Source organism: Anatilimnocola aquadivae, assembly GCF_049819085.1.
Classification (GTDB): domain Bacteria; phylum Planctomycetota; class Planctomycetia; order Pirellulales; family Pirellulaceae; genus Anatilimnocola.
In genome coordinates, this window is the sequence record NZ_CP187419.1 from 4,138,790 (window position 1) to 4,164,533 (window position 25,744).

A 25,744-nucleotide genomic window follows, 5' to 3' on the forward strand; every position below is an offset into this window, starting at 1 on the left:
CAACAACCCCGCCGGTTCTTGGACGTTTGGATGTTCGCAGGTTGGTACTTGATGTTGTGGTTCAGGAGCCGTTGACTGCGCTTTTGATGTCTCGGCCGGTCTGCTTGACGGCGTCGCCAGCGTCCTCGGCAGCATCACGAACTTCTTCGTAGGGGCGGGCACCGAGCGCGTCCCTGACTCCATTTTGTCGGTTGACGTTTGACTTCTGCTCGCAGGCTGGCAAGACAATCAGGGTGCTGGCGACGAGCAGGTAACGAGACAATTTCAGTTTCATGATCGGGTGCTTTCGCTGGTTGGTGCAAGTGAAATTCGATTAGCTTCTACGGTCTTTAGCCGACCTCAAACTCAGCGCGAGTTGTCCAAAACTGATCCAATCGGTCGAGAACCTTCGTCCGGTAAGTACCGGGAACTAAACGAATGTCGCGACCGGTGTGCTGGGCAAGGGTTTGCTCGATCGCCTGAGGAGTCAGTTGCTGGGGCAATGTCGCGATGGGAGTGAGTGGGCTTTTTTGGGTGAGATCGGCCGACGCCAGCGGCGATCCCCCTGCTTCTTCTGGCGGCAAGTAGATCGTGCCGTTATTGAAATCGACGGCAAACGCAATGACGCCGGGCACGAAGAAGAACAACAAGCCCACCGCATCCAGCGCGACGACGCCCCAATCTAATTGACCTGCCGGTTGCCCTTTGCGTGCCGGATACAGCAGGGTGCCGCAGCCAACGGTCGCGATTTGGACGACGCCCAAGAGGCCCAGCGACATAAATCGGGCCCGCGAGATTCGACAAGACATACGGAATCCTTGGCACGACGACGGGCAGAGACCGAAGTCTTCAGGTAGTGTGTGACGTGCGGATCGGTGGGCGAACGGGGCAGGCAGGATTCCGGTCGGTCTCAACGAACAGGCTGCGAGGTATAGTCGAAAACGAGCGTTCGCTCGATATCAATTTCAGGCGCCAGCCCGCCATCCAGCCATTTCAGGAAGTCCGTTGATGCGACTATCTGCTGGAAGTTGCTGACTTCAAAATAAAGTTGGGAATTGGCGCTACACTCGCTGGTCGTTAGCACCTAGATCAATAGGAACAGTGCATGCATGGGACTGCCATCGAGAGCTGGTGACCGCCCGCTCGAAGAATATCGCGAATACCTCAGGCTGCTCACGAGGATGCAGTTAGGGGCGCGCCTGCGCAGTAAAGTGGATGAATCGGACATTGTTCAGCAAACCGTGCTGGAGGCGCATCGAAGCGAGGGGCAGTTTAAAGGCGAGTCGGAGACGGAGCGGCTCGCTTGGCTGCGAGCGATTCTGGCCAATGTGTTGGCTGGAGCCGCTCGACAATATGCGACCCAGGCGCGCGACGCAGGCCGGGAGCGGTCGTTGGAAGCAGATCTGAACTTGTCAGCATCGCGGCTGGAGCGAGCATTAGCCGCGGACCAGACTTCACCGAGCGGCTTTGCCGTTCGCGCGGAGGAAATACTCGCGCTTGCCAAGTCGATGTCCCTGATTCCCGATGACCAGCGGGAAGTCATCGAACTCCATCACCTGAAAGGAATGCCGCTCGCGGAAGTCGCCACTTGCGTTGGCAAAACTCGGCCGGCGGTGGCAGGGCTCTTGTTTCGAGGGCTTAAACGGCTTCGCGCGTTGATGGGGGCGAATGGGACAGGTCAATCATGAACGACGCTAGTAAAACGGACACTCCCGAATCCAGGCTCGATGAATTGCTGGTTCAATACATCGAGGCCCGTGAAGCCGGCAACATAATCCGTCGCGAGGACTTTCTCGCGCAGCATCCGGAATTTGCCAAAGAACTCGCGGAGTTCATCACCGCTCATGCAGAGATCGAACGTGTCGCCGTTCCTCTTCGCGAGGCAGCATTCGAGCAGGGCGTAAGTGACGATACTCATTCGTGGTGGCAGGGCAGATCGCAGCAGGACAGCAAGCCACTTGAGCACTCGCCGCCGCGGCAGCTTGGCGAGTTTCAACTGATTCGCGAAATCGGTCGGGGTGGCATGGGAGTTGTGTACGAGGCAGAGCAGCTATCCCTTCGTCGCAAGGTTGCTTTGAAGGTCTTGCCGTTCGCGGCGGCTATCGATCCTCGCCGGTTACAACGATTCAAGAACGAGGCGCTCGCTGCGGCTAACCTGCGACATGAGAATATCGTTGCCGTCTATGGAGTTGGTTGCGAGTTGGGCGTGCATTATTACGCCATGCAACTGATCGAGGGCCAGAGTCTCAGCGAATTGGTGGGTGAACTCAGGCAGCAAAGTAGTGAGGCGTCGTTGGCCGTGGAAGTCGCAAAGGCCAGTACTGTGCGACTGGGTCCGGAGAGCACCGTCGGCAGAGGAAGCTTTGCCGAGAGCATGCATCGCAATTCTCGCAAGTACTTTGATTGGGTTGCCAAAGTAGGGCAAAAATCGGCCTACGCGCTGCATTACGCCCACGAGGTGGGGATTGTGCATCGAGATATCAAACCCGCCAACCTGCTGATCGACGCCCACGGTGAAATCTGGATCACGGACTTCGGCCTGGCACAGATTGCCGGCGATACGGGCCTGACCATATCGGGCGAAATTCTCGGAACTTTACGTTACGCCAGTCCCGAGCAAGCTCAGGCACTGCCGGGCCTTGTCGACCATCGCACAGACATCTATTCGCTGGCTGCAACGCTGTACGAACTGGTGACGTTGCGGCCGATTTTCGATGGGCGTGATCGCAATGAGTTGCTCCGGCAAATTGCGGAAGCTGATCCCGAATCACCGCGCAAGATCGCTCCAAATGTTCCGGAGGAGCTAGAAACAGTTCTGCTGAAAGCGCTGAGCAAAGCTCCTGCAGACCGCTACTCGACTGCTGCCGAATTTGCCGAAGACTTGAAGCGGTTTATCGATGACAAGCCGATTCGCGCGCGGCGTCCTACCAGTTTGGAACTAGCTCGCAAATGGTTGAGGCGACACCCGTCGGTTGTCGTCACCGCCGTGATTCTATTGATTCTGACAACGATCGGTTCGCTCGCTACTTCGGCCATCGTTCGTGGCGAGAAGCAAAAGGTCGTGGAGGCCTACAAACGCGAGCAAACCCGCGCGAACGAAGCCGAAGCGCAATACAAACTGGCGAGGCGAAGTGTCGATGATCTGTTTCGCGTGAGTGAAGAGGAACTCGCGGATCGGCCTGGAACCGAACCGTTGCGAAAGCGGTTGCTGACGTCCGTCCTTGCCTACTATCGCGAGTTCATCGAGCAGCGGCGAGAAGACAAGGGTGCGCAGGCAGACTTGCAGGAAGCACGCGCCCGGGTCGAGAAGATTCTCTCCGACCTGGGGGCATTGCGTGCTAGTCAACAACTCCGGCTGCTGGGTTACGACCCGGTGCTGGACGACCTCAAGCTTGACGATAAGCAGCGGCAGGACGTGAAGGAATTGTCGGTCCGCGTCAATCAGCAATTCAAGGATGTGATCGATCAATTGGGGCGCCGACCGCCTGCCGAACGTGCTCAGCAAATGCTGGAAAAGGCGCGACAAAACGAGGCCGTCGTGCAGACCATTCTTAGTCGCGAACAATTGCAACGGCTCTACCAGATCAGTTTGCAAAGCGATGTCTCCGACGCGTTTCGTGACCCGGACGTCGCAAATACTTTGCAACTGACGGATGAGCAGCGTGAGCATGCCCGAGTGATTGAAGAGGGACTCTTCGTCAACATGCTTCGTCAGGTGCGCCAGCCAACGGAGACTGGAACGAGCAATCAGTCCCCTTCAGCCAACAAACGAGCGTTGGCGATTCTCACCAGTGACCAAATGCTTCAGTGGCGAGAAATAACCGGCGCTAATTTTCAGGCCGAGATTCCCCGTCCACCGCTGATCATTCCCAAGGAGTAAACGGCGTTCATTTTCCCATGAAATTCGAGCGGATTCGAGGGTTTTCCCACAAAACCATGCCTTACTGCCCAGAGGCGCGCTCCGCACCCATCTCCGTCGCACCTAGTTCTGAGAGGAGTGCGACGGTCTGACCAACACCTCGAGTCCAACATCGGCAAAGCAACCCTATTCTGTCGTCGCACGCTGGCTTCATGAAAGTTTTAATGGGTCTTCTGGTGGTAGCGGTACTCTCCGCTTCCGCCTTTCTGTATGCCAACCGCGGGCCTTCCGTTCCGCAAGCGAACTACCGGACGCAGGCGATCGAACGTGGCGACTTGTGCTTCACCGTTGGTGCCACGGGGACTGTCGAACCTGAAGAGGTTATCGACGTTGGTGCGCAAGTCATGGGTAGGATCAAGGAGATCGGCAAAGATCCGCGAGGTAAGACGGACCCCAATTTCGCTGGCAAGATACTCGACTACGGCTCGCCTGTCGAAGAAGGGATGCTGCTGGTCCAGATCGACCCCGCCGTTTACCGAGCGCAGTGTGATCAAGCGCAGGCAACCCTTGATCGAGCTAAGGCTGATCTTCTGCAACTTCAGGCTCGGGCTGAACATGCTGAGGCAGAATGGAAACGTGCTCAGAAACTACACGTTGGCGCAGCCAGCAGTTCGTCATCCTCTGGCGCTTCAGGATCGCAGAAGACAACGTACGGCAGCGCAATCTCCGAGTCGGACTACCTTCTCGCCAAGGCCAACTACGGAGCCGCGCAAGCCAATGTAGAAGTTGGCAAGAGCGTGATTGCCCAATCCACTTCTGCCCTAAGCCTGACGGAGACGAATCTGAGTTACACAACCATCACCTCGCCCGTCTCCGGCACCATCATTGATCGGCGCGTAAATATCGGTCAAACGGTTGTGGCCAATCTCAGTACTCCGAGCCTGTTCCTCATTGCCAAAGATCTCCGCCGGATGCAGGTCTGGGCGTCGGTGAACGAAGCGGATATCGGTCTGGTGAAGGTGAACACGCCAGTAAACTTCAAGGTCGATGCGTTTCCCAAGGACACGTTCCACGGGACGGTGACACAGATTCGCCTGAATGCCTCGATGAGCCAGAATGTCATCCCGTACACCGTGGTCATCACGACCGACAATTCAAATCAAAGACTCTTGCCGTACCTCACCGCCGACGTGAAGTTCGAGATTGAAAAGCGGTCTGATGTGCTGATCGTGCCGAACGTAGCTCTGCGTTACAAACCGCAGCCAGACCGAATCTCGCCAGCGGATCGAGAATCTGTGCCGCAAGTTACGGACGAGAATCAGGGCCTCATCTGGATTCAAGAGGAAAACTTCGTTCGACCGCTATTGGTGACCATCGGCTTGACCGATGGCGCAGCAACCGAAGTCAGTGGTGCTGGCGTTGTGGAAGGTCGACTAGTGGTCTTAGGCGAGAAATCGCAGGCCGCTGCGGACGAAACGAACAACCCGTTTGCACCTCCAAAAATTCCGCGCAACAAGCAAACGAGCGCCGGCAAGAATGAATAAGGCTCACAATCCATGGACCTGATTCGGATCGCAGACGTAACGAAGACCTATCGCATTGGTGAAGTTGACGTGCCGGTGCTGAAGGGCGTGAGCTTTACGATTCGCCGCGGCGAGTTTGTCGCAATTGTCGGCGCTTCCGGCTCCGGCAAAAGCACGCTCATGAATATTTTGGGCTGCCTCGATCGACCGACTTCGGGCGAGTACTGGCTCGATGGCCAGGAGGTCGGCAAGCTCGATGCCAACCAGCGCGCGGTGGTTCGCACTTCGAAGCTGGGCTTCGTCTTCCAGAGTTTCAATCTGCTGGCGCGGACCACTGCGGTTCAGAACGTCATGATGCCGCTCGATTATTCGCTGCTGGCACCATCGGCCGCCGAATCGGCAGAGCGGGCAGTCGAACTGCTAGGGCGAGTTGGGCTGGAGGACCGGCTGGAGCATGTTCCTGCCAAGATGTCTGGTGGCCAGCAACAGCGTGTGGCAATCGCTCGTTCGCTCGTGAATCGGCCCACTGTGCTGCTTGCCGATGAACCTACGGGCAATCTCGATTCGCACACGAGTGTAGAGATTCTGCAGATGTTTCGCGAGCTAAATGCTGCGGGCCTCACCGTGATTCTGGTTACCCATGACCCGAAGGTAGCAGCGGCCGCAGATCGCATCATCCGTGTGGTCGACGGCCTGGTGGTTGAGGACACGGCCAATGAGGAAGCCGAATCACCGGCGAACTCGATTTTCAATGACTCAAATGCTGAGCTTCCGGCACTGGCTGATCAGATTCAAGACGATCACCGCCCGGAAGCGAGCAATGATGTATCGGAAGGTGGCGTCGCAGTTGTAACTGCGCGTCGCGTGGCAGTCCGCCCGTCAGTCCGGTCGGATAAGTCTTCAGCGATTGGAACGAAGCAACGCAGTCACAAGACGCCGTACTCGCTTTACACCTCGCTAGTTCCCACGACCGTAAGATCCTCGCTGGCTGCGCTCTGGCGAAACCGAATGCGCTCGGCACTTACGGCGCTCGGCATCGTGATTGGTGTCTCAGCCGTGATTGCGATGGTCGAAATCAGTTCTGGATCGCGCGTCGCGCTGCTGAAAACAATGTCCACGATGGGTGCCGATAATCTCATGGTTCAATCCGGCGCGTCGACCAGCGGTGGCATCAACTTTGGAACGGGAAGCGAAATGACGCTCACGCCCGAAGACGCCGAGGCAATTGCCGCCCAGTGCTCCAGTGTTGCTCATGTGGCGCCGACATTTTCCGTCCAGGGCCAAGCGGTGCGCGGCAATCGCAATTGGGTGCCCATGTCGATCATCGGCACGACGCCGACGTACCTTCAGGTGCGTGATTGGCATGACATGGAAGCAGGCGACATTTTCACCGATCGAGATGTCCGAGGAAGCAACAAGGTCTGCATGATAGGTGTGACGCTTGCCAAAGAACTGTTCGACGATGAGTCGCCCATCGGCAAGGACCTGCGTGTGAAAAATGTCTCCTTGCGAGTGGTGGGAGTTCTCGGCCGGAAAGGTGCCAACATGATGGGCATGGATCAGGACGATATCCTCATCGCGCCTTGGACAACATTGAAGTTTCGTGTTTCGGGAAAGAATACCGGCGGGGCCAGTCAAGGCTCGACCGACAGCAGCACTGCTGTGAATTCACTGGGCGAACTCTACCCAGGAACCACCACGCTTTACCCGCCTCGAAATGCGACGCAGGCTGCGAACAATCCGCAGCACACTCGCGTCACGAACGTGGACCAGATCATGGTGAAGGCTGCCTCCACCGAGCAGATTCCGCACGCGATCGCCGAAATCACGACGCTGCTCCACGAACGTCATCGCATTCGCGAAGGACAGGAGGACGACTTCAACATTCGGAACATGAGCGAAATGCTCAAAGCCTTCGGAGCGATGTCGCAGATGATGGGGGGCTTGCTCTTGATCGTCGCGCTCATTTCGCTGGCCGTCGGCGGTGTGGGGATCATGAATATCATGCTCGTATCAGTGACCGAACGAACGAGAGAAATCGGCTTGCGGATGGCGGTCGGTGCCAGATCATTTCATGTGCTTCGTCAGTTTCTGATGGAAGCCATCGTCTTGTGCTTGCTGGGTGGCTTGGTGGGGATCTTGCTTGGGCGCGGCGCGTCGATTTTTGTCTGGTTCCTGCTCCGCTGGCCGATCGAAGCGTCGATCCCGGCGATCATCGCTGCGTTCGCGGTCTCCGCAACCGTGGGCGTGATCTTTGGTTTCTATCCCGCCTGGAAGGCCTCGCGTTTAGATCCGATCGACGCGCTGCGGTATGAGTAGCAGCCGCCAACAGCATTTTACGAGGAGCACTCGATAGAGTTTCTCGATCAGATCAAAACGAGTTTGTGATTCGTCTGCAGCATTGCGGTAGAGGTTACAAAGCAAGCATCACATTCATGAGCCACACGCGAACTTCGACGGCGACGTAGGGTCCCAGGACCGTTACTTAGATTTCTGTGCCGAAGTACCCTTTTGCTTGGCCTTCTCTAAAATGCCGCGCACGCGGGCCTGCTCCTTTTCCAGTGCAGCACCAGTAACTGGCATGGGTTGGAAGTTTGGGTCGGGGATCAGCTTTTCGTCGGCTGGAATGGTGCGCAGGCGGAGATTACGGAACGCTACATTCTGACCGTGATCTTGCAACAGCAGCTTGCCACCGCGCCTCGTCAGATCACCACCCCGAATGTCAAGTAGTTCGACCTCTTTGGACCATTTGGGATCTTTGTAGTCGAAGGAAAGGACGCGCTCTTCGTTGAGCCAGTGCTCGATGACGCTGCCTTTGCAGAGAATGCGAGCGGTGTTCCACTCGCCATGCGGACGAGCGACTCGTTTGCTCGGAGCCATGCAAAAGAAAATGGAGGCAGCTGACTGCCGTGGATTTTCGCCGTAAGGACTGTGCTCGTCATCCAGCACCTGGTACTCGACCTGGCCCGGGCGATAGTAGACGCCGCTGTTGCAGCCTTTGGAAGCCTTCCAATCGAACCGTAGTTCGAAGTCATCGGGGATGAGCTGCTTCTCGTAAGTCAACTGCCCACTGGGGCGCACCCGCGCGAACGCTCCGTCTTCGATCACCCAATTGCCGCTCTGCTTCCAACCGTCGAAAGTCTTGCCGTCCGAGAGTGCCGCGAAGCCTAGCTTTTCCTCCGCAGGATCGAGCGCAAGGCTGGCCATTGGTAAGGCAACAAACAAGCAGACGAAGGCGACGCACGGAGTTAATCGATGCATGGTAATCACTTGGATGAGGTGGGCGCAACGCGGGGAGTAATCGGGGCGGGGCCAGCTTCGAGAAACCTGAGCATATCGAGGATCTCTGATTTCGTCAGAGCATTCAGCAAGCCGTTCGGCATCGCCGATACTTTGGAAGCGGCCTGTTCTTCGATCGACGACTTCTCGATTTTGGTGAGCGCCTGAGGTGTGAGCAAATTCTTTGCGATGTACAAAGCGCGCTCGTCTTCTTTCAGGACGACTCCTGTCTCGACCCGGCCATCATCGAGCAGGTACTGCAGCGTTTGATACTTAGGGTGGATTTCACTCGAAGGCTCGAGAATGTGCTGTAACAGTTTTTTGCCTTGATGCTTCTTGATCGACTCCGCGAGATCCGGACCGACGGTTGCGCCAATCCCCGCGACCGCGTGACATTGCAGGCACTGGGCCTTCATGAATGCCTGCATTCCCTGAGCGATCGCAAGGGGTTCGGTCTTGGCTGCGCCCTCGATGGATGCAGGGGTTAGTCGGGCGCCAACTTCTGGAAAATCGCTCAAGGTCCACGCCAGGTTCATGGTTCGTTGCTGGGCAACTTCGTTGCGGGCGAATTCGGGATCGGATGCCTTCGTAATGTAGCTGACCAACGTGCTGAGTTGCTTCTCTGTCAGGGTCGCGCCGACGGGAGGCATTAGATTGGCAGCGTAGCCATCCAGAAGTTGGGAGTTGGGTTCGAGAATGGATTGTTTGAGATACTTGGCATCCGCGAGCACGTCGTGAAGCTTGCCGGTATTTGCGTCACGCACTTTACGCATCGAACCGCTGAGCCCGGCGAACGTGGGGCCGACCAGTTTGAGCCCGTCAAGGCTGTGGCACGATGCACAATAGTTGCGATAGAGCACTCGTCCAGCGTTGCCCTTGGAAAAGCTGAAGTAGGGGGTTGAAGGCCGCCAAATATTCAGCGGCGCGGCACTGACAACGCCAGGTTGGCCGTGCGGGATGCGATTGACGGTGTACCAAAACTCTCCGGTCCAGAGCGAGACTCCGTTTGCCGCGGGCAGCGATTCACTCAGCGAGACATGCAGAACTTCGCCCTCGCTGATGTCCGGAATCTCGAGAAAGACGCGACGGCGATCTGCGGAGACTGTAGCCGAACGAACCTGAGCGCGACGATGCAGGACCTTGGCACCACCGTACGTCTGTGTTCCCTGATACGACCAGCGAGTCACATAGTAGCCAGCCGGATCCCAGCCACTCCCTTCCGCGAGTGGCAACGTAAACTCGACTTCTAAACCGTTGGAACGAACACGAGCAGCGAGGGGCTCAAAGACTTCTTTCCCTGTATAGCGAATCCGCGAGAGGCCACTCACGCGATGAATGAACTCTTTGTCCGCCCCACGCGCGATTCCTCCCGCATAGAGATCACCATTGCCGGTCAGTTCGAAGCGATGAAACAGGTGCCGGAAGCCTTGTGAAAAGTGAAAAACGGCTCCCTGGGTAACACCCTCGACCTCTTCCAAGAACGCACGCTGCAAGCCGCCGTAGGTTGCATCGCCGAACACCACCTGGCCTGCATAAGGTCCCCAAGTCGAGGGCAGCATGATCGGCTCGGTCGGTGAGTTGGCAATTTCACCCTGCGGTAGCCAAACAGCCGGGGGCGTCGCCTCAGGGCGGTCCAACGGATGCCACGGCTCGCGACTGCGGAACTGATAGAAGGCTCCCTGCTGCACAGAAATCAGCTTGTTGGCGGGAAGCCATTCGCCTTGATTGTCGGTCACCAGCAGAGAACCCTTCGGTCCCTCGCCCATACCATCCGGTGTTCGCAAACCGCCAGCGACGACTTCTGTTTTCCCCGTGTCAACATGCACCTTGATCACGCTGCCGCGCAGCGGAGCCTGGCGGTTGTCCTTGTCGCGCATTGCCATGCCGACGCTGGATGAGAAATAAAGCTGAGAGTCCTTCACGACGGCACCAAAGAGGTACTCGTGATAATCCATCGTGCAGGGCCAGGCGTGTGACACGCAGCGATAGGTCTCGAAAGTACCGTCGCCATCTTCGTCCAGCAGTTCGGTCGCTTCATTCTTCTCGGTGACAAAGATGCGCCCGTTCGAGACGGCCAGCCCCATCGGTTCCGATAATCCTTGCGCGATGCGGCGGAACTTGAGCGGCCCAGCGCCGTGAATCTTTGTCAGGTCGAGCGAATAGAGGTCGCCGTCCCAAGTAGTGAAAAGTAACTCGCGCGGACCACGCAGTGCCATGCCACTGATCCGCAGCGTGAGGGCTTCATCGCGTAAGTCTTCCACGGCAAGTGCTGGGTGCAACGAAGTCAGCTTTTGGCCGAAGCCCGGTGTTGCGTCGGGTGCGTCAGGTTCCTTCGGCAGTTGAGCGAGCGACAAATTGCCGGCTGTCTGACCTTCCAGCACTAACTTTCGGAATCGGAGCGGATGGTCATATTTGCGATTGGACGGCGGCACCAGCAGCACCAACACCGGCTGTCCCGCACGCACGCGAAATGACCCCAGTTCTGCCAGCCCCCACTCATCTTTCTTGGTGACGGGCACTTTCCAAAAGGTATCCTGCCCAGCGAAGGAAAGCTGGTAATCCTGATCGAGGGGCTTTTCGCAAGCATAGTCGATCGAGACGTTGATCTCCTCTTCCTGTTTGGCCTGCACATACCAGCCAATGATCGCCCCCCGCCCTTTGGTGATCTCGAGCACGTCGCCCGCGTACACGTTGGGGCCTTTGGAGAAAATCTGCTTCGCGGGAAGATCGAGCGTGCGCGCTGGCTCGGCGCCCGACAGCGATACTCCTGGGATACCCGTCAGGAGAAGCAGAACGAATGTGAGTGCAACTTGCTTCATGGGAGAATCAGTCGATGCCATTCTTTGCCGGTCAATGCTGGCTTGGAGTCTTCTTGGTCGATGGCTAGTTTCCACGCTGTACGAGCAGCGGCGGGAAGTAAGAGCGATTCTTCCGCGGCGAGATTTTCTACGCGGAGTTCTCGCACCATGCCTTCGTTTGCCGCTGCTGCAGCCAGTGGGATTCGTTCAAACAGCTTGAGTGTGCCGGAGTCAGTTTGCAGTTCCCAACTCAGCTCGATGTGATCTTTCCGCTGAGAACAGCCCAGATAGCGAACGTCGACGGGTACGGTTTTCCCGCCGCGCTGCAGTTCCCAGGTGGCTGTACCCGGATCCTCAAAGAGGCTCTTGCCTGCAGAGCGAGTGACAAAACCCGATTTGAGCAACCCCGGCTTGCCGGCCGGTGCCTGCCATGCTTTCAGCACGGTGGCCCGTTCCAAGTCGTAGCCCAGCCACTTGTCAGGCCCTTGCCGGATCGCCAGTGACCGAGGTTTTCCGTCTAAGCTCAGGCGGCTGATAATCTGCGGATCAAACGGCAAGGCGGGTGCATCAGCTTCGCCAGCATTGAGGCCACCAACAGTGATTGGAATCAGCAGCAGAGTCGCGATAACGATAAGCGTGCGTGTCATGAGAACCAGTGTGACCATCAGCGAATAAACCAGCTCGCAGCAGTGACCATTGACTGGTCAATCTAGTTCGGAGCGGGTCACTTTGCGACTAGAGGTTGCACCTACGAGGCTTTGACGACACCGGTGACCTTGTAAGAAGCCGTCTAGGTCGCCTGCCAGCATCCGGCGATGTTCTGTTCAATACATTGTCAGCATGTTCGCACCAGCTACTTGACCATCGATCACCAGGAGGAGATATTGGCGAGACGTTATCTTGCAGTGTTGCGCTTGAGTTGATCGCCCGCGCAGCGCGGTTGGGTCACGTCGTGTTCGCCAAGTGGGAGCTGCGATTGAGATGCCTGTCCAACAACCGGGCTGGTTGTTGGACAAGAAGGATGAGTTACAAGAAATGCTCGCGAGCTACAAAGGGAACACCGACAACCACTTCCGGCAAAACTCAAGAGTGGGTGCCTGTCCAAGAACCTCGCCGGTTATTGGACGTTTAGGAGATCGTAGTGCGAGCAATTAGTGCTGCTCGGCAACCTTCGACTTCTCCCGAGATTGACCGACCGCCAGGGATGCGATAACACCGAACACGAGAATCGAAAGGATCAATCCCAACAGGTAAAAGTTGAAGTGCTTGCCCAGAGATTCCTTCAGCCATTCGGCGAGAAACATTTTCAAACCCACGACGAGCAGGATCAGCGCCAGCGAGACCTTCAGGTAGCGGAACTTGTCGATTAAGCCCGCCAGGGCGAAGTACAGCGAGCGGAGGCCAAGGATTGCGAAGACGTTGCTGGTAAACACCAGAAACGGATCGGCGGTGATGGCAAAGATTGCCGGGATGGAATCGACCGCGAAGATGACGTCGGTCGACTCGACGAGGATGAGCGCGAGAGCCAAGGGAGTTAGCATCAGCGTGCCGGGGCGAATGCGGTTCGCATCGTCGTCAGCAGTGTCTGCCCCCGCCCGTACGACAAAGTGTTCGCCATGAAACTTGTCTGTCACCGGGAAAAAGCGGCGGGTGATGCGAACAATCCAGTTCAAGTTCGGCGCGCCGTGCTCCGTCTTGAAAAACAACATCTTGAGTGCCGTGAGAATCAGGAAAGCGCCGAATACATACAATACCCAGTGAAACTGAGTGATCAGAACATTACCGATGCCGATCATCGCGCCGCGCATGACCAGTGCGCCCAGGATTCCCCAGAACAGCACACGATGTTGATAGATTGTGGGGACGGCGAAGAACCCGAAGATCATCGCGATCACGAAGACGTTATCGACGCTGAGTGACTTTTCGACGATATAACCCGTGAGGTACTTTTCGACGGCGGTCGCTCCGTCATTCAGCAGGCCGTCTGCGACGTCGACCGTCGTTCCTAGGCCGAACCAGCGCCCCTCATAGGCAAAATAAACGAACACGGCGAACGTGAGGCCGAGCGAGACCCACACGCCCGTCCAGGCAACGGCTTCCTTGATGGAGATTACGTGGGCCTGGCGGTGAAACACGCCGAGATCCAAAGCCAACATCAGCAGCACAAAACAAACAAAACCAACCCATAACCAAATCATGCGAAGCTCCCTAAGTTCCTGTACCCAAAGAAGACGAGTGACCATTCAGACTCGGTCTTAGGGGCGAAAGGACGGGCTCAATCGCAGCGGGGCTGGGGAGGCGTAAGAGTGCATCGTGTAGTGGTGGCAGCGCGGATCATGCGGACTCGACGCGCTGCGGATTGCTGACGCACAGCGAGAGTTCAATTCAAGCAAACGTGATTTCCGGGTGTGTAGCATTCGACGCCTGCGATGCGTGTGCCGTGCGTTTAAGAAATGCCCGGAGCGCGGCCGAATGTTGATCGGCACGCGCTGGAACCTGTTCTTATTGCGGGAGAGGTAGGATCAATTACGAAACTCGGGTGAGCTCTGGATGCTTCACTGCCTGCGGAATGTTCTGCAGGAGAATCGGGAGCTTCGTATTCCGCAGCAGGTAGTCAGCCACGCTGCCGCGCATCAGGCGTGACCAGCCGCCATCCCCACGAGTGGCGATCGCAATCAAATCAACGTCGTGCGAAGCAGCATAGGCCGCAATTGCCTGACCAGGACTGCGCGAGGTTGTGAGGATCTCGGCCTCGGCATCAACACCTGCCTCCTTTAACCGCTGAGCCGCGGACATGAGGTAACTCCCCGGACTCGTGTGATCGAACAGGCCCAGTGACCACTGCTCGTTCTGCACGTTCAAAAGCGTCAGCGCTCCGTCGTAAGATCGCGCAAGTTGCGCGGCACTGCTGAGCACGCCTTGTCCGAGCACGGAGCCATCGAGAGGCACGAGGATGCGTCTCGACTTTGGATCGGACTTCAGGTCAACCGCTGACGAGTATGCGGAGGTCAACAACAGTGGAACCGACAAGCGACGGCGCAACTGATCGACGGTATTGCTCCACCACATACGCGACGCCAAACGGCGGCGACGGGAACCAATAACGACCAGATCGGAACCAGCTACTCCGCTGACGAGTGCGTCCACCGTGTTCGGACTATCAATCAGGACAGTCTCTGGTTGCAGGCCCTCGATTCGGGCGATCTTCCCAGCAATCCTCGCCAAGTAATGCTGCTTCTCGAGCCTGCTGAGCTTGACACTTGCTGCCGCTTGAGAGAACCGCCAAGGATCGATGTCATCCAGGTGAGAGTAGGCACGGACCAGCCGCAACGAGGCACCGGTGCGGCGTGCAATGGCCAGCGCAGGGGGCAAAGCATGCTCTGCCTGGGCGGAGCCATCGAGCAGCACGACGATCGTGCGAATCTCCTGGTCCCACGACGCACTTTGTAGGCTATGGCGTGGTGCAAAGTCAGCAGCTTGCTGACCAGTGCTTCGAATAGGTAGTCGCTGCGCACGGGAGGCATCGACAGCGATCCCGATTGCAGTTTGATTGTCGCGATTCATGTTTGCCTCCTGTTGTTGGCAATTGCAGATAGATGAAAGAGATGAAGTCAGACTCCGACATACGCCATCGACGGTTTTGCTGCGTGCCGCCGTTGGTTCACTTTGACAATCTCCATGCGACGTTTTCCCGAAGGGACGCGCCATTCGACAACGTCTCCCAGGCGGTAGCCCAGCAGCGCCGTGCCGATGGGCGCCAGAATCGAAATCCGGTCGCGCATTACGTCGGCTTCGGCGGGAATGACGAGCGTGTATTGCTCCACTTCGTCGGTTTCCAAATCTCGGAACCAAATCGTCGAGCCCATGGTGACGACATCACTGGGCAACTCGGCCGCCTCGACAATGTCGGCCCGCGCGAGTTCTCCTTCCAACGAAGCGATACTGGCAGTCGAAATGCGCAGGTCGAGCCTGGCCGAATCAATTAGCCGCAGTAGTCGCTCTCGGTCGGCGGTCGAAATCAGGATGCGAGAAGAGTGCATGGTGGTGCTCCAGCGAGAAGAGACAAGAAGAGTGCCGCCACCGGGCGGCCAGTGATCCAATGGCTATGGCAGTAGCTAAAGCAGTTACCGTGCCAAGCACGAATTACACCAAAACGCTCGGGCGCAGCATCGTTTTCAGCGAAATGCGCCAGCCTGCGGTCAAGTTTCGCCCGCTGCTGGCAAAGAATTGATCGGGGCAACTTCCACTCGTTGTGCTACGCGGCGGGATCCGCCGGCGGCAAGTTTGATCCGCACAACATCGCCGGGTTGAATGATCCGCAACTTGATCTGCTCGCCTCGCAACGTCACGAGACATTGCACTGGCACTTCCACTTCGACCTGCTGTCCACCAGCGAGGACGGTCAGTTCACGCTGTACTAGATCGACGCGTTGAACGGTGCCCAACATCGTCTCTACCAAGACCGGCGGAATCGTTTCGAGCAAGATGGGGCGAGAATGGTTTTGCTGTGGCATGGCAGACCGAATGAATTGCAAGGTGCGTGCCAGCCGAAACTGTTCATTGCCCAAGGATTACAATCGGTTACCACGACGATTCATTGAGGCTCGCATCGTGACAGGTACCTTTCACAGAAATGCCATGGCAACAGATGCTCACACTCGCCTGGAGGTCGCAGCAGAAATCGGCCGCTGGGCAATTACCGACTACGACTTCGAATCTTTGCTCGCGCAATTGGTTCGGGCGATTTGCGAACACCTGCACGTCGAGTTCTGCAGCTTTCTCGAGCTGCTACCTGACGGTAGTGTTGTTTTCCAAGCAGGCGCGGGCTGGAAAGAGGGAATTGTCGGCAACGCAACGATCGAGATGAGTGTCGAATCAGCGGCGGGCCAGGTCATTCGCACTTTGGTGCCGTTGGCGATCAGCGATTTGCGTCTGGATGACCGCTTCTTTGTTTCTCCCTTGCTGCAAGAACACGGCATCGTCAGCACGTTGATTGTTCCGCTGCTAGGCTCGGTTCGTCCGCTCGGAGTCTTAAGTGCGCATAGCTCCGAGCCTCGTGAGTTTTCTGCCGAAGAAACAGCCTGGCTCCAAGTGCTTGCTGGTTTCCTCTCAGCTCGCCTCGACCGCCTGCGAAGCCATCAGGGAGAGAACAACGAAAAACTACTGCGGGCCGAGCAGATGATGGCCATCGGTCAGGTCGCAGCAGGCGTAGCTCACGAACTCAGGAATCCATTGACGTCGATCAAAGGCTTGATTCAGGTCAATCTCCGTGAACTAGGGTCGCGTGGGATCCCGACCGACGACTTGGCAATCATCGAGCACGAGATTCGGCGCATGGAACGGACGCTGCAAACATTCCTCGATTTTGCTCGTCCTCCGCAGCCTGACCGTCATCGCCAAGAGCTTGGTCCCCTTGTCGATCGAGTTCTCACGCTAGTCGCTGGTCGTGCGCGGAAGCAACAAGTCGAATTGAAGTTCGAACAGCATGAGCCTACTGCTCAAGCAGAGATCGATTCCGATCAGATCCAGCAGTTGTTGCTGAATCTGGTCCTCAACGCGCTGGACGCGATGCCGGAGGGGGGCACGTTGGAAATCGAGCTGAGCCCGCCGCGCGATGCGCACCTGGAAGTTTATGTCCGAGATACGGGGGCGGGCATCGCTCCCCACATCCTGCCCAAAGTGTTCGAGACCTTTGTCAGCAGCAAGGAAACAGGTGTCGGCCTGGGATTGCCGTTATCGCGCCGGATTGCCGAGGAACACGGTGGAGCACTCACCGCCTACAATCTTCCCATTGAGGGAGCGTGCTTTTTATTGCGTTTGCCTGTTGCCCTGCAGTAAGCTTCTGCGCTTCACTGATTGTCGATTGAGGAAGCCGTGCCAACTCTGCTTGTTGTTGACGATGAACCGTCGATCCTGCATTTCTTCCGCCGCGCATTTCCTGCGGGCGAAGTGAACCTAGTCACAGCATCTTCTGCCTTTGAGGGGCTTGAACAGGTTCAGTCGGCCGGCCCGGATGTGATCATTCTCGATGTTGATTTGGCCGGTCAGTCAGGGCTGGAACTGTTTCGCAGAATCAAGGAACTCGATTCGCGTGTGCCCGTCATCTTCATCACGGGGCATGGTACGACAGCCACCGCCATTGAGGCCATGCAGCTCGGCGCGTACGAATACCTGCTCAAGCCGTTGGAGCTCGATCAACTGCTGGACCTGGTTGATCGCGCGTTCGAGATCAGCCGGCTGATGAAGGTTCCGCCCGTGATTGCAGAAGGTCCCGACACGACCGATGCGCCCGACGCTTTGGTGGGGCGATGCCCGGCCATGCAAACGGTTTACAAAGCCATCGGCCGCGTTGCTTCGCAAGATGTCACGGTACTCATCCTAGGTGAAAGCGGCACGGGAAAGGAATTGGTTGCGCGGGCCATCTACCACTACAGCCGGCGGGCGAAGGGGCCATTTCTGGCGATCAACTGCGCAGCGATACCCGACGCGCTCTTGGAGAGCGAGCTGTTTGGGCATGAAAAAGGCGCCTTCACTGGGGCCGACCGACGACGGATCGGCAAGTTCGAGCAGTGCAACGGCGGGACGTTGTTTCTGGACGAAATTGGCGACATGTCGCCTCTGACGCAGACCAAGATTCTGCGCGTACTGCAAGGTCAGGAATTTGAACGCGTCGGTGGGAACGAAGTCATCCGGTCGAATGTTCGCGTTGTGGCGGCCACAAATCGCGATCTGGAGAAAATGGTGGCGGAAGGAACCTTTCGCGGCGATCTCTTCTATCGGCTGAACGTCTTCACCATTCGCTTACCGGCCCTGCGCGAACGGGGTGACGACATACCCCTACTAGCCCGGCATTTTGTGCAGCGCTTTGCGAAGGAGCTGAAGACCGAAGTGCAAAGCATCGCCGATGAAGCCATGAAACTGCTCACGCAGTACCCCTGGCCGGGCAACGTCCGCGAATTTCAAAGTGTGATTAAGCAGGCCTTGCTTCAGGCGACTGGTCCGGTTTTGCTGCCTGAGTTTCTGCCAACAGCCATTCGCAACCGGCTCGAAGCGGCGGATAATTCGACTGCCTCGGCAATGGACCTGACCGCCTTGTCCACGTTCATTCAGCAGCGATTGCGGGCCGAGACCACATCGCTCTACTCCGAGTTCCAGGCGATCACCGATCGCCACCTGCTGAAACTCGTCCTCGAACATGCGGGTGGAAATCTCTCCAAAGCGGCGAGGATCCTGGGAATCACCCGGGCAACCCTGCGTACCAAACTTCCAGCGCTGGGGCTGTCGGCGGACCAATCGGTGGCGACACAGGAAGACTCTTAGTTCCAATGCTTTTAGCCGCCCACCGTGGAAAGCAGCTGGCATTCTCCGGGCCGACAATTTACTTCCAGTCGTGGGCAATCGCCGCACAGAGTTGCCAGGGTTCCAGCTGCTTGGCGGGCAACTGCAACGGTTTGGCACGCTGCCATAGGCTGCGCTACAGGTGCCACGTCCATCATCGACGGCGGATTAACATGGAACTACGAAGAGCAGCAAACGGGAAGCAAATCACATCATGACCAATCAACGAACTGACAACCCTGAATCTCGGCGCCTCGAAGAAACGGCCACTCGCGAGAAAAACTGGCAACGGTGGGGCCCTTATCTCGCGGAGCGTCAATGGGGAACCGTCCGCGAGGACTACTCCGCCGAAGGTAACGCCTGGGGCTTCTTCTCGCACGAGCAAGCCCGCAGTCGCGCTTACCGTTGGGGCGAGGATGGCTTAATGGGCATTTGCGATCGCCAATGTCGACTCTGCTTTGCGGTCACGCTGTGGAACGGCCGTGATTCCATTCTCAAAGAGCGGCTCTTTGGCCTTACAGGCCCTGAGGGAAATCACGGCGAAGATGTGAAGGAGTGCTACTATTATCTTGATTCAACGCCCACTCATTCCTACATGAAGGCCCTTTACAAATATCCTCACCGTGAGTTTCCCTATGCTCAACTCGTCGAGGAGAGTCAGCGACGCGGCAAAAGCGACCCAGAGTTCGAGCTTGTCGATACCGGGGCGTTTGAGGAGAACCGCTACTTCGACGTCTTTACGGAGTACGCCAAGGCCTCGCCGAACGACATACTCATTCGCCTGACGGTCGCCAATCGTGGACCCGAACCAGCGACAATCCACCTGCTTCCGACCTTGTGGTTTCGCAACACCTGGTCCTGGGGCTGCACGCACGAAGGCTGTGAAGTCAAACCGCAAATGGAAGCTGACGGCGCCGCAATCATCGCGCGGCACGTCACGCTCGGGGACTTTCGGTTCGACATCGATCAGGCAGCCGATGGAACCTCTGCCGAATTGATGTTCACCGAAAATGAAACCAATTCCCAGCGTATTTTTGGCTTCGACAATGGCCAGCAGTTTGTAAAGGACGCCTTTCACAAAGCTGTCGTTAAGGGCGAAGCCGGGGCAGTCAATCCTCACCAGTTCGGCACCAAGGCTGCGGCGATATTCAAGCTGACCATACCGGCGGGTTCACAGACCGTTGTACGGCTTCGGCTCACTTCGGTTGAAGAAGCGACTGGCCAGCCTTTCGCAGACTTCGACGAAGTCTTTGCGACTCGCATCCAAGAGACCGATTCGTTCTATGGCGAACGTATTCCCGGCACAGAACGTGAGACGGCGAATGTTTCTCGTCAGGCATATGCTGGGCTGCTGTGGAGCAAGCAGTTCTACCACTACGTGGTGAAAGACTGGCTCGCCGGCGATGCCGATCAACCACCTCCGCCAGCGAGTCGTCGCACCGGTCGGAATCATGACTGGCCCCACTTGTTTAATCGCGACATCATCTCGATGCCCGACAAGTGGGAGTATCCTTGGTACGCGGCCTGGGATCTGGCGTTTCACATGATCCCGATGGCAACCATCGATCCCGCGTTCGCCAAAGGGCAACTCGAACTGTTTTTGCGAGAATGGTATCTCCACCCGAACGGTCAGATGCCGGCCTACGAGTGGGCACTCTCCGACGTCAATCCGCCGGTTCACGCCTGGGCGTGTTGGCGGGTGTATAAGATGACCGCTCCGCGCGGCAAGCGAGACGTGGCGTTTCTCAAACGCGTTTTCACAAAGCTGCTGCTGAACTTTACCTGGTGGGTCAATCGCAAAGATGTCGCGGGCAATCATCTGTTCTCCGGCGGGTTCCTCGGGCTCGATAACATCGGCGTGTTCGACCGCTCCAAGCCACTGCCAGGCGGCGGCTCGCTCGAACAAGCAGACGGTACCGCGTGGATGGCGTTTTATGCCGCCACCATGCTTGCCATGGCGCTGGAACTCGCCCAGCACGACGACACCTACGAAGATATTGCGTCCAAGTTCTTCGAGCACTTCGTGCATATCGCCGATGCGATGAACACCTTCGGCGGCATGGGTCTGTGGCACGATGGCGATGGGTTTTACTATGACCAACTGAAAGTTGATGAACAGGTCGTCCCCCTGCGCATCCGCTCGATCGTCGGAATCATCCCGCTGTTCGCTGTCGAAATACTGGAACAGGCCAATATCGATGAACTGCCCGGCTTTCGAAAGCGGATGGAGTGGTTTCTGAAGTACCAGCCCGATCTGGGTCGACATATCGCCTACTGCGATCGCTCGCATCACAAGACGGCAGACGAGGTGCGCACGGGTCGGCCTGCTGGGCACCGTCTGCTAGCGATCCCATCGCGGGAACGTCTCGAACGAACGCTGCGCTATCTCTTGGACGAAAACGAGTTCCTTTCCCCCTACGGAATTCGTTCGCTGTCCCGAACTCATCACGACCAACCCTTTGTGTTGCATGCAGATGGCCAGGATCACCGCGTTGACTATACCCCTGCCGAATCGAAGTCCGGCATGTTTGGCGGCAACTCCAATTGGCGAGGTCCAATCTGGTTCCCCGTGAATTACCTCGTCATTGAGGCCTTGGAGCGGTACCACCATTTCTACGGCGACGAAGTGCGCGTGGAATGCCCCACGGGCTCGGGCCAGCAGATGAATCTCCTGGAGGTTTCACAAGAGCTGAGCCGCCGCCTGGCCAAGCTGTTTGTGCCCGACGATTCCGGACGTCGCGCGTGCCACGGCGACGACCAGCGATACGCAAGCGACCCCCACTGGCGCGATCTGCCACTGTTCTACGAATATTTTCACGGTGACACGGGTCGTGGCGTGGGTGCGAGTCATCAAACCGGTTGGACTGCGCTGATCTCAACGATACTTCGTGAGCTTCCCTCCTAATCAGAAGCGAAGCAAAAGGTCGAACCCGCCGAGTTGTTGCCCAGGCCGTAAGTGGGCGCTGGATCTCCAAACGACACAGACTTCGCTGCGCAACGGCAGTGAGCATCAGGCTGGCCAAGTCATCATTCTCTTCTCTCTTCTCTCTTCTCTCGTCCCTCGCACCCCTCCTCTCTGTTGATTAATTCGAGCCATTGTTGGACACCCCCCATTTGCGAGCGCGATCACTACCTGCCTATCTCGCAACGAGTTGCAGCGAATGGGTTGATTCACAATACAGCGAACTTGTCCAACTATCGCGGCAATTGTTAAACACCCCTCTTTTGCGGTCGTCGTACTTGCCTCCGAGGTTAACCGGCCGCTGGCGGCCGCTAAACGACCCGCAGTCCATAACAAGCTCGCCCGTGCAACCGCGTGGGTGAACCCAGTCCCCAGAACTGAGCAGCCGGACATGCACCACGTGCTGATAACCATTTTTGATAACCTTTTCAGCCGTTTTTTCGCGATAACCATTTGCTCGAACCTCTCACCGGCAATCCACTTACGCCAAGACAATCGCAAATACTGACGACTGGGTGATAACCAGTTATTGCCTTTTCCCATCTTCGCTCTCTCTCCCAGGCAGCCAGCCGCGTCGGTGAGGCAACTCCAACTCAGTCTCCTTCGCCGTCGCCAAAGGACCTTCTACTTCGCCTTCTACTTCGCCTTCGCCACCACCACTCCGACACCGCCTCATCCACTTTGCGCACGCTCACCGACCACACCGACTTCCTCGCCGGTGCCTTGATCCGCCGCGTCAAAAACCACACAACCTGGAATCTGCGCTTCCCGTGATTCTTTGTCAAATAAGAAATCGCCTCCGACCTCCGACCTCCGACTCCCGACTCCCGTCTCCCGTCTCCCGTCTCCCGTCTCCCGCCCCTCGCCTCCCGTCCCTTCGTCCCCATTTTGCCCCTCCCGGCCGCTCCCCTCTGGCGTTAGAATAAAGCCCACCAGTGCCCCCTAGAGCGAGCCAGACCATGGATAGTCGGCGGATTCTACGGCGGGATTTTGTCCGTCTTGTTGATTGCCGTTCAGAGTTCAGGGACGTCGTTATTCCGCCGGAGTGACGACTGCGAACCAACGAACGAGCGGAAAAACGCTCTCTTCCATGTCTCACGAATTGCCCGTAGTCGGGGCCGCTTCGTCTTCTTGTTCCACTTCAGGCTGCGATTCAACTGGGTCCTGTGCCACCCGTCCCGCACCTGGCGCGATGGGCACCATGCTCGAAGCACTCGCGCCGGCCATGTTGCCGCCGGTCCCTGCCGGCGGATTTCTTCAACTAGGCGCGGGCAAAAAACCTCAGCAGCAAAAAAGAGCTTCTTCGCCGTTCGCGGCGCTTCCCATGACGATGGACGAAGCCAAAAAGCGAGGCTGGGACGAAGTCGACGTGGTGATCGTCACCGGCGACGCCTACATCGACCACCCCAGTTTTGCGATGGCCATTCTCGGCCGCGTTCTGGAAGCCGCCGGCTTTCGCGTGGGCATTGTCAGCCAGCCCGATTGGCGAAAGGTCGATGACTGGCGTCGCTTCGGCAAGCCACGGCTGTTCTATGCGATCAGCGCCGGCAACATGGACTCGATGATCAACCACTACACGGCGAATCGCAAAGTGCGCAACGCCGATGCTTACTCGCCCGGGGGGCGCATCGGTCTGCGTCCCGATCGCGCGACGCTCGCCTATTGCCAGCGTGCTCGCGAAGCTTTTCCCGGTGTGCCGGTGATTGCCGGTAGCGTAGAAGCTTCGCTGCGGCGACTCGCGCATTACGACTATTGGTCCGACAAAGTCCGCCGCTCGATCATTCTCGACTGCAAAGCCGATCTGCTCGTTTACGGCATGGGCGAAGAAGCGATTGTGGAACTCGCACGGGGTTTCGCGGCGGGAAAAACCGTCAAGGAACTGCGCGAGTTGCGTGGGATTGCCTATGCACTCGGCGCTAGCGAGTCGCCGCCGGAAGATAGCCTGGTGCTGCCGACTTACGACGAAGTCGTCGCCGACAAACCGAAGTTTGCCGAAGCCACTCGCATCATTCACAACGAGCAGAATCCGTACAACGCCCGCCGCCTCGTGCAATTTCACGATCGCCAAGCCGTGGTCTGCAATCCGCCGCGCTTGCCCATCAGCGAGCGGTCGATGGACGTGGTCTACAGCTTGCCCTACACGCGGCGGCCCCATCCTTCGTACACCGAAGCCATTCCCGCGATGGACATGATCAAGGACTCGGTCACGATCATGCGAGGGTGTTTCGGCGGCTGCACGTTCTGCAGCATTACGACGCACCAGGGGCGGATCATTCAAAGCCGCAGTCCCGACAGCGTGCAGCAAGAAATTGAACGGATGGCAGTCGATCCGCAGTTCAAGGGAACCATCAGCGACATCGGCGGTCCGACGGCCAATATGTACCAAATGAAATGCACGCAGCCCGACGTGGAAGCGGTCTGCCGCCGGCAATCGTGCGTTCATCCCACCATCTGCAAACTGCTCGGCACCGATCACGGGCCACTCGTCGACATGATGCGCACGGCTCGCGAAACGCCGGGCATCAAGAAGGTACTCGTCGCCAGCGGCATTCGCATGGACCTGGCTCGTCGCAGTCCCGAGTACATGCGCGACCTCGCGCGGCACCACGTCGGTGGGCACTTGAAGGTCGCTCCCGAACACGTCGATCCCGGTGTGCTCGGGCTGATGCGCAAGCCGGCGACCGATGACTTCGAGATGTTTTCGGACGCATTCAAAAAGGAATCGGCCAAGGCGGGCAAGAAGCAATTCATCATTCCGTATTTTATTGCCAGCCATCCTGGCAGCGGACTCGACGAGATGATTCACCTTGCTGTCTTCCTCAAGCAGAACGGCTACAAGCCCGATCAGGTGCAGGACTTCATTCCCGCGCCGTTCGATGTCGCCACGGCCATGTACTACACGGGCATCGATCCGTTCACGAAGAAGCCCGTGCAAATTGCCAAGGCCCTCCGCGATCGAAAGATGCAGCGCGCGTTGTTGCAGTTCTTCAAGCCGGAAAACTACTTCGAAGTTCGCGAAGCCTTGCGCCAAGCCGGGCGGATGGACCTCGTCGGCGATGGCTGCGACAGCCTCATCTCCAGCAAGCCACCGAAAGAAGCACTCCTCAAGCGCCGCTCCGACGCCAACAGCAACTTCGCGGGCAACTACGTCCACCAGGCTCCCGGCAGTGGCGCTCGCAACGAAGGCCAAAAGCCCGGCCGCAAGCCCGCCCCATCCACGGGCAATCCCAACGCGCAAGGCTCTTCACCAAACCCCGCCCCACAAGGCAATCGCCCGCTCCGCAAGAAAGACAAGACCTCGCGCTATCAGCCCGGCAAGGGTTATCGACCGGATATTAAGCGGTAATTAGATACCCACATCCCGGATCCTATAGTTACAAGAATCAACATGGCTACAGAGTTTTGTCCGTCGTGTGACGAGTATTTGACGTTTGCTGATGCTTTGCAAGGCAAGGTTGTCATATGCGAGATATGTGGATCGTCGTTCGCAGCGCCTCCTCCATTTGATTTGAAGGAGTATATAGTTGGACGATTGATTGAGGTCATTAACATTTGCGGCTTACCATTGGTTCGCAAGGCATGGCGAGAGGTAATGCGTCGGCGGCATTTCCGTAGGTCCCAACCGACCTATCCAGAGGAATGGCGATCTGTTGTCGAGCCTCCATTCAATCAAACTCATTATGTGTCAAATTGGGGAAACGTAAAACGAATCGGAGGAAATAATCTGACTCCAGATTTTGGCCACGAGTATCTCCGAGTTTCCCTTTACTTTGACAGCGAGTACAAAGCCCAACGGGAGATCCACCTTCTTGTATGGGAGGCGTTCCATGGCCCTGTTCCCGCCGGGGAACAGATCAATCACAAGGACCGCGACAAGCACAATCCGGTCATCGACAATCTTGAGCCGCTACCGCCGAGTAAAAATAAGGAGCATCAACATGCAACTGAACCAGTTTTCGGCGGGTAGCGTGGGAGTAAACACCTTTAAGTGGTTGTAAAAGCTTAG

The 25,744-nt window shown here is 57.3% G+C and carries 18 protein-coding genes; 9 read left to right on the plus strand and 9 right to left on the minus strand.

Going from position 1 to position 25,744, the window contains the following annotated elements; all coding sequences use genetic code 11:
• Positions 1-61: 61 nt before the first annotated feature.
• Together NA78x_RS16440 and NA78x_RS16445 are read right to left on the minus strand one after the other, a co-directional pair.
• Positions 62-274, minus strand: a complete 213-nt coding sequence (locus tag NA78x_RS16440; RefSeq protein ID WP_425613455.1) for a hypothetical protein — start codon at positions 272-274, stop codon at positions 62-64.
• 55 nt (positions 275-329) lie between these two features.
• Positions 330-788 carry a hypothetical protein gene (locus NA78x_RS16445; protein WP_425613456.1) on the minus strand — a complete coding sequence of 153 codons (459 nt, stop codon included), beginning with the start codon at positions 786-788 and terminating at the stop codon, positions 330-332.
• Between the two features lie 300 nt (positions 789-1,088).
• Between NA78x_RS16445 and NA78x_RS16450 the strand changes: the two genes are divergently transcribed.
• The 4 genes from NA78x_RS16450 to NA78x_RS16465 all read left to right on the plus strand — a co-directional run bounded on the left by NA78x_RS16450 (position 1,089) and on the right by NA78x_RS16465 (position 7,680).
• Positions 1,089-1,667: a sigma-70 family RNA polymerase sigma factor gene (locus NA78x_RS16450; protein ID WP_425613457.1), complete on the plus strand. Its 579-nt coding sequence runs from the start codon at positions 1,089-1,091 to the stop codon at positions 1,665-1,667.
• Entirely contained in the window at positions 1,664-3,859 is a 2,196-nt protein-coding gene (locus NA78x_RS16455) for a serine/threonine protein kinase (RefSeq protein WP_425613458.1), read from the plus strand. The genes NA78x_RS16450 and NA78x_RS16455 overlap by 4 nt, the downstream gene beginning before the upstream one ends.
• Positions 3,860-4,062: 203 nt before the next feature.
• Entirely contained in the window at positions 4,063-5,382 is a 1,320-nt protein-coding gene (locus tag NA78x_RS16460) for an efflux RND transporter periplasmic adaptor subunit (protein WP_425613459.1), read from the plus strand.
• Positions 5,383-5,394: 12 nt separating this feature from the next.
• The gene (locus tag NA78x_RS16465; protein ID WP_425613460.1) at positions 5,395-7,680 is read left to right on the plus strand and encodes an ABC transporter permease; all 2,286 of its coding nucleotides are present in this window, start codon (positions 5,395-5,397) and stop codon (positions 7,678-7,680) included.
• A 162-nt stretch (positions 7,681-7,842) separates the two neighbouring features.
• Here the strand turns inward: NA78x_RS16465 and NA78x_RS16470 are convergent, their stop codons facing one another.
• From NA78x_RS16470 to NA78x_RS16500, 7 genes are all read right to left on the minus strand, one after another.
• On the minus strand, positions 7,843-8,622 hold the full coding sequence (locus tag NA78x_RS16470) for a 3-keto-disaccharide hydrolase (RefSeq protein ID WP_425613461.1): 780 nt from the start codon (positions 8,620-8,622) through the stop codon (positions 7,843-7,845).
• Positions 8,623-8,627: 5 nt separating this feature from the next.
• Positions 8,628-11,459 carry a c-type cytochrome gene (locus tag NA78x_RS16475; RefSeq protein WP_425613462.1) on the minus strand — a complete coding sequence of 944 codons (2,832 nt, stop codon included), beginning with the start codon at positions 11,457-11,459 and terminating at the stop codon, positions 8,628-8,630.
• Positions 11,456-12,085: a hypothetical protein gene (locus NA78x_RS16480; RefSeq protein ID WP_425613463.1), complete on the minus strand. Its 630-nt coding sequence runs from the start codon at positions 12,083-12,085 to the stop codon at positions 11,456-11,458. The genes NA78x_RS16475 and NA78x_RS16480 overlap by 4 nt, the downstream gene beginning before the upstream one ends.
• 504 nt (positions 12,086-12,589) lie before the next feature.
• Entirely contained in the window at positions 12,590-13,636 is a 1,047-nt protein-coding gene (locus tag NA78x_RS16485) for a TerC family protein (protein ID WP_425613464.1), read from the minus strand.
• A 328-nt stretch (positions 13,637-13,964) separates the two neighbouring features.
• Positions 13,965-15,002 (minus strand): universal stress protein, encoded by a 1,038-nt coding sequence (locus tag NA78x_RS16490; protein WP_425613465.1) that lies wholly within the window; start codon positions 15,000-15,002, stop codon positions 13,965-13,967.
• Positions 15,003-15,049: 47 nt separating this feature from the next.
• Positions 15,050-15,478 carry a nucleoside diphosphate kinase regulator gene (gene rnk / locus NA78x_RS16495; protein WP_425613466.1) on the minus strand — a complete coding sequence of 143 codons (429 nt, stop codon included), beginning with the start codon at positions 15,476-15,478 and terminating at the stop codon, positions 15,050-15,052.
• Positions 15,479-15,637: 159 nt separating this feature from the next.
• A complete protein-coding gene (locus tag NA78x_RS16500) occupies positions 15,638-15,952 on the minus strand; it encodes a hypothetical protein (RefSeq protein ID WP_425613467.1) in 315 nt (104 codons plus the stop codon).
• Between the two features lie 124 nt (positions 15,953-16,076).
• Between NA78x_RS16500 and NA78x_RS16505 the strand changes: the two genes are divergently transcribed.
• The 5 genes from NA78x_RS16505 (at position 16,077) to NA78x_RS16525 (ending at position 25,705) form a co-directional block, all read left to right on the plus strand.
• Positions 16,077-17,276, plus strand: a complete 1,200-nt coding sequence (locus NA78x_RS16505; protein WP_425613468.1) for an ATP-binding protein — start codon at positions 16,077-16,079, stop codon at positions 17,274-17,276.
• A 36-nt stretch (positions 17,277-17,312) separates the two neighbouring features.
• Complete coding sequence (locus NA78x_RS16510) at positions 17,313-18,758, plus strand: sigma-54-dependent transcriptional regulator (RefSeq protein ID WP_425613469.1); 1,446 nt, start codon at positions 17,313-17,315, stop codon at positions 18,756-18,758.
• A gap of 232 nt (positions 18,759-18,990) precedes the next feature.
• Positions 18,991-21,681 carry an MGH1-like glycoside hydrolase domain-containing protein gene (locus NA78x_RS16515; RefSeq protein WP_425613470.1) on the plus strand — a complete coding sequence of 897 codons (2,691 nt, stop codon included), beginning with the start codon at positions 18,991-18,993 and terminating at the stop codon, positions 21,679-21,681.
• A 1,258-nt stretch (positions 21,682-22,939) separates the two neighbouring features.
• Positions 22,940-25,084, plus strand: a complete 2,145-nt coding sequence (locus NA78x_RS16520) for a YgiQ family radical SAM protein (protein ID WP_425613471.1) — start codon at positions 22,940-22,942, stop codon at positions 25,082-25,084.
• Positions 25,085-25,126: 42 nt separating this feature from the next.
• Complete coding sequence (locus NA78x_RS16525; RefSeq protein ID WP_425613472.1) at positions 25,127-25,705, plus strand: HNH endonuclease signature motif containing protein; 579 nt, start codon at positions 25,127-25,129, stop codon at positions 25,703-25,705.
• Positions 25,706-25,744: the final 39 nt, after the last annotated feature.

Bases quoted from the DNA above. Each gene is read 5' to 3' on its own strand.
- NA78x_RS16440 (WP_425613455.1), bottom strand. From the start codon at position 274: ATGAAACTGAAATTGTCTCGTTACCTGCTCGTCGCCAGCACCCTGATT.
- NA78x_RS16445 (WP_425613456.1), bottom strand. From the start codon at position 788: ATGTCTTGTCGAATCTCGCGGGCCCGATTTATGTCGCTGGGCCTCTTG.
- NA78x_RS16450 (WP_425613457.1), top strand. From the start codon at position 1,089: ATGGGACTGCCATCGAGAGCTGGTGACCGCCCGCTCGAAGAATATCGC.
- NA78x_RS16455 (WP_425613458.1), top strand. From the start codon at position 1,664: ATGAACGACGCTAGTAAAACGGACACTCCCGAATCCAGGCTCGATGAA.
- NA78x_RS16460 (WP_425613459.1), top strand. From the start codon at position 4,063: ATGGGTCTTCTGGTGGTAGCGGTACTCTCCGCTTCCGCCTTTCTGTAT.
- NA78x_RS16465 (WP_425613460.1), top strand. From the start codon at position 5,395: ATGGACCTGATTCGGATCGCAGACGTAACGAAGACCTATCGCATTGGT.
- NA78x_RS16470 (WP_425613461.1), bottom strand. From the start codon at position 8,622: ATGCATCGATTAACTCCGTGCGTCGCCTTCGTCTGCTTGTTTGTTGCC.
- NA78x_RS16475 (WP_425613462.1), bottom strand. From the start codon at position 11,459: ATGAAGCAAGTTGCACTCACATTCGTTCTGCTTCTCCTGACGGGTATC.
- NA78x_RS16480 (WP_425613463.1), bottom strand. From the start codon at position 12,085: ATGACACGCACGCTTATCGTTATCGCGACTCTGCTGCTGATTCCAATC.
- NA78x_RS16485 (WP_425613464.1), bottom strand. From the start codon at position 13,636: ATGATTTGGTTATGGGTTGGTTTTGTTTGTTTTGTGCTGCTGATGTTG.
- NA78x_RS16490 (WP_425613465.1), bottom strand. From the start codon at position 15,002: ATGAATCGCGACAATCAAACTGCAATCGGGATCGCTGTCGATGCCTCC.
- rnk (WP_425613466.1), bottom strand. From the start codon at position 15,478: ATGCACTCTTCTCGCATCCTGATTTCGACCGCCGACCGAGAGCGACTA.
- NA78x_RS16500 (WP_425613467.1), bottom strand. From the start codon at position 15,952: ATGCCACAGCAAAACCATTCTCGCCCCATCTTGCTCGAAACGATTCCG.
- NA78x_RS16505 (WP_425613468.1), top strand. From the start codon at position 16,077: ATGGCAACAGATGCTCACACTCGCCTGGAGGTCGCAGCAGAAATCGGC.
- NA78x_RS16515 (WP_425613470.1), top strand. From the start codon at position 18,991: ATGACCAATCAACGAACTGACAACCCTGAATCTCGGCGCCTCGAAGAA.
- NA78x_RS16520 (WP_425613471.1), top strand. From the start codon at position 22,940: ATGCTCGAAGCACTCGCGCCGGCCATGTTGCCGCCGGTCCCTGCCGGC.
- NA78x_RS16525 (WP_425613472.1), top strand. From the start codon at position 25,127: ATGGCTACAGAGTTTTGTCCGTCGTGTGACGAGTATTTGACGTTTGCT.